General features: G+C 40.6%; 4 protein-coding genes. 1 reads left to right on the plus strand and 3 read right to left on the minus strand.

Annotated features, from left to right (window positions below; genetic code table 11):
- Positions 1 to 308 precede the first annotated feature (308 nt).
- The gene (locus Q1V93_RS05290) at positions 309 to 1,253 is read left to right on the plus strand and encodes a DUF4421 family protein (protein WP_300662468.1); all 945 of its coding nucleotides are present in this window, start codon (positions 309 to 311) and stop codon (positions 1,251 to 1,253) included.
- A 74-nt stretch (positions 1,254 to 1,327) separates the two neighbouring features.
- On the opposite strand, the gene Q1V93_RS05295 is transcribed toward Q1V93_RS05290, so the two are convergent.
- From Q1V93_RS05295 to Q1V93_RS05305, 3 genes are all read right to left on the minus strand, one after another.
- The gene (locus Q1V93_RS05295; RefSeq protein ID WP_300662470.1) at positions 1,328 to 2,191 is read right to left on the minus strand and encodes a hypothetical protein; all 864 of its coding nucleotides are present in this window, start codon (positions 2,189 to 2,191) and stop codon (positions 1,328 to 1,330) included.
- Between the two features lie 58 nt (positions 2,192 to 2,249).
- Positions 2,250 to 2,756, minus strand: a complete 507-nt coding sequence (locus Q1V93_RS05300; protein ID WP_300662472.1) for a hypothetical protein — start codon at positions 2,754 to 2,756, stop codon at positions 2,250 to 2,252.
- Positions 2,749 to 3,671: hypothetical protein (locus tag Q1V93_RS05305; RefSeq protein WP_300662474.1), on the minus strand; the 923-nt coding region annotated here is incomplete at its 5' end. The genes Q1V93_RS05300 and Q1V93_RS05305, both read right to left, overlap by 8 nt.

The following is a 3,671-nucleotide window of genomic DNA, read 5'->3' on the forward strand; positions in this document are numbered from 1 at the left end:
CGGTTTTAGGGCGTTTCAGCCGTTTTTGGCCCCTCTTCAGTCCTGTTTTCCCGGGATCAGAAAGGAAAAAAACCTTGAAATCCTAAAATCAAAACACATGACAGATGTGTGAAAACGACCGTAAAAAAAAAGAGTTCATCCCTCCATTTTCGGACACCACATATTGGAAAAAAGATTGATCACCCGGATTTTTGGCATTTCCAAAGATAAAATAGAGCCGAGATATACTTTTCTAACGAGAAGTGCGTTTAAAGTTTCGTCTGTAGCGTTATTCGGTGAAAAGTAGCTTTGTAATTATAGTTTTAATAATGGTATTTCCCTTCGGGAAAGAACTTCTGGCACAAACAGATACGAATTATATCGAAAGCAATTACCGGAAGATCGTTCCCCGGGGAATCTGGACCTTTAAAACACAGGATATTTCCTTTACCACCAAAACCAGCGACAGTACTTTTCTGAAAGCAAATTTCGGTACGGGAAACCAGTTTCAATTGGGTGGAGCGATCAGCTATAAGTGGATCAACCTCGGGTATAGCTTCAGTTTGAGCCCCGATAATTCGAAACGGAATATGGATTTTCGTTTTTCAACAGCGTATCGTCCATTACAAGTTCAGTTTAACCTTTCTTACCTGCAAAACCTGGATTATACCTTGAGCTACGGTAAGAATGGAGAAGCGTATGATACGATCATTACACAGCGCGAAAAAGAGATCAACATCATTACCTCCAAACTCAAAGTTGATTACGTGTTCAATTACCGGAAATATTCCTATTCTGCCGGGTTTACACCCGTTAGCAGGCAATTGAAAAGTGCGGGTTCTTTCATTGCTTCAGGAGCAATTAGTAACGATAGAATTTCTTTGGATCGATTGAGTGAACTCACCAAACCGGCCTTTGATTCCATGAATGGTTTTACCAATCTGATTGTCAATGGATTTGATTTGGGAGGTGGATATGGCTACAATTGGGTGATCAATAAACACTGGACACTTTCTTTTATTGAAATTCCGCAATTGGGATTCAATTTTATGCGGGCAACGAGTGCCAGTCCCGACAAGTATTTCTTTACTGCGGGTTTTGTCAATCATTTCAAAGCCGGATTTATTTATACCAACAAACGCTTTTTTTCAGGGCTTGCGGCGTATAATTTGGTGACCACGAGCAAAGTCAAAACAAGTAATTACAGCAATGTATACAATTCTGTAGTTGTTTATTTCGGCTGGGTTCTGGACACGAAGAAGAATTGGTTTTAATAAAAGTGAAAACTTTGTCCGTTACTTTCCGGATTGTTTTCAATCGTTTACCTTTTCAATTTTCACTTGTTGTTTTATTCCCCGCGCAAAGATTCGCCAAAACGGTGATCAATAAATTCAGCTAAAGAACTGCGTCCCGAAATCTCTTTTGTTTCGTGGTCCCAATCCACAGTGGAATAAGTATCAACTTCCCATTCCGGTTTAAAAAAATTCTGAGAGTTCCCACAACTGTCTTCGTGAAACGGGAGAAGCTCAAAGAAACTGTAATCCGCTTCCCATTCGTCAACATATTCTTCGAGAAAAGTAAGCGACGTTTCCAGTTTTTCCGCCGGAGAGATATTATCCGACCGATCGCCGGTCAATACGCTCTGAGCATTTCCGAAATGTCCGTGAACAGCATATAGCTCTTTGAGGTCGTGTGGCATGTTCCATCCTGCTTCAAGCAATTCTTTTGGTAATTGGGCATCCGGATGAGGTTGTGATCCACCTAAAAACGCGTAGTAGTGCGTATCATCGTAATTTTTTGCCAGGTAAGGATAAATTAGAAACCAGGTATTGTTTTCGAAGACAGCAAAAAGATCGACGCAATATTCCTCCAGGCTCTTTACAAAATCAATCGGCCAGTTTTCCCAGGCTTTCCGGATTGCCTCATTGCGCGGTAATTCATGTAAATGATGCCACGGGCAGGTTTCAGGAACTGCTGTATAATGCATGATCTCCAGGCTGCGGTTAGGACCGTCGCTGACATAAACCTGCGTTTTCGTATCCAAAAGGATGAGCAAACCTTCCTGACCGTATTTTTCAACCAATTCCAGCTCTGCTTTGTGGAAAGCAGCCAATTGATCCAGAAATTCCAGTTGGTCATTTTTGAAAAATGATTTCAAATGCAAGTGAATTTCTTCCTGTTCCTGAGCACTTATTCCGATGTGTGGTAGCATGAGCAGCCTGTTTAATTTTGGAGAAACAAGTTTAGGAAATATTCCTGAAAAAGGTAGTTCATTTCCATCGAAGTTCTTTCAAAACATCTTTCCAATTGGTAAAATCCAGGTGTGCAACCAGGGGAGATTTGCCGCTTCGGATCAGGAGTGTCGGTCCGTAAATATCCAGGTCATACTTGTACATGACATAGTTCTCGTCAACCAGACAAGTATGTTTTTGCATCAATGCTTTGTATTGCTTTTCGAAAATAGGTTTATCCTTGATATTGCCGCCAAAAACAATTGCACCCGAAAATTCATTTGCCAGAAGGGAATTTAAAATCAGGTCAATGCACTTGTCGCAGCTGTTTAGCGGAATAAAAAACAAAGTGTCCGAAGGAATCGAATCCGTATTGAAAGCAAGTGTTTTATCCAGGTAAATCTGTGCATTTTGCATTTGTTCATAAGGAGTGAACAACGCAATTTCCTCTTTTGGTACAGGGATTTTTTTCTCAGATTTGTTTTCACTGCAAGCACAACAGATGAGCACGATTGCAACGAATAAATGATTCCGTATGCTATTCATAAAGTACATAAAAGGTAATTTGTTTCTCATTCGATTGGTTTGATAAAACGTAAAAACGGTTTTGATACGTGAAGGCATTGGTGAACCGGAACCTGAGTGCATCCACAGAAGAGAATTTTCCTGTTTTTTTAATCAGATCCACAACTTCCATCGTCCAGGGTGCATCCATGATCCGGTTTTTCATGTGAGTAGATTGATTGACCGTTGTTTGAGTTTCTTTTGCGATCCGGATCAGTGCGTTTCCGCAGGAATAAATCCCGATTGTATATGGATGAGAAATATAAGCTTCCTCCAGAACCTTGAAGTCTCCCATGTCTTTATGTTTGATTTTTGCTTTTATCCGTTGATTGATTGCAGGTAAAAAGCAGATAACTTCTTCGTAATCCAGCTTTAATTTTCCGTCTTCATCCACCAGTTTGCATTTGACCACTCCTCCGGATGAACTCGTTGTTGCGTAAAAAGATTGGTTTTCGATGGCGGAGATAATGGGCGACGCATAATAGGGGGCATAATAGTCCGCATCATATATTCTAAAATTCCCGATCGGGTAACGAAAATTCAGATGCGCATCATACATCGCTAAAAAGTGATGTATTTCATCGGTATTTTCGATTAAGGGCACCATTGGAAAGATGAAATCCTGATTGCCATAAGGTGTTAAGGTGAGTCCCGTGTAAGGTGTGGAAGTGGACGTTGTTGTGTCTGGCTTCTGTTTTAATGTATATGCATTCGTTCGCAAATTAAAACGAACAAGTGCATTGGTTCCTTCGTTGCTGCAAAACAACACTTCGGAATCTTTCAGAACCAGGTAATCGGAAATATAAGGAAGTATGGGGGGCAATTTCCCCAGTTGGGTACATTCCGGTTTTTTTCCTTTCCTCAGATCATATTTCAACAGGTAGTTATTGATGGTCA

Source organism: Fluviicola sp., assembly GCF_030151805.1.
Taxonomy (GTDB): Bacteria; Bacteroidota; Bacteroidia; order Flavobacteriales_D; family Crocinitomicaceae; genus Fluviicola.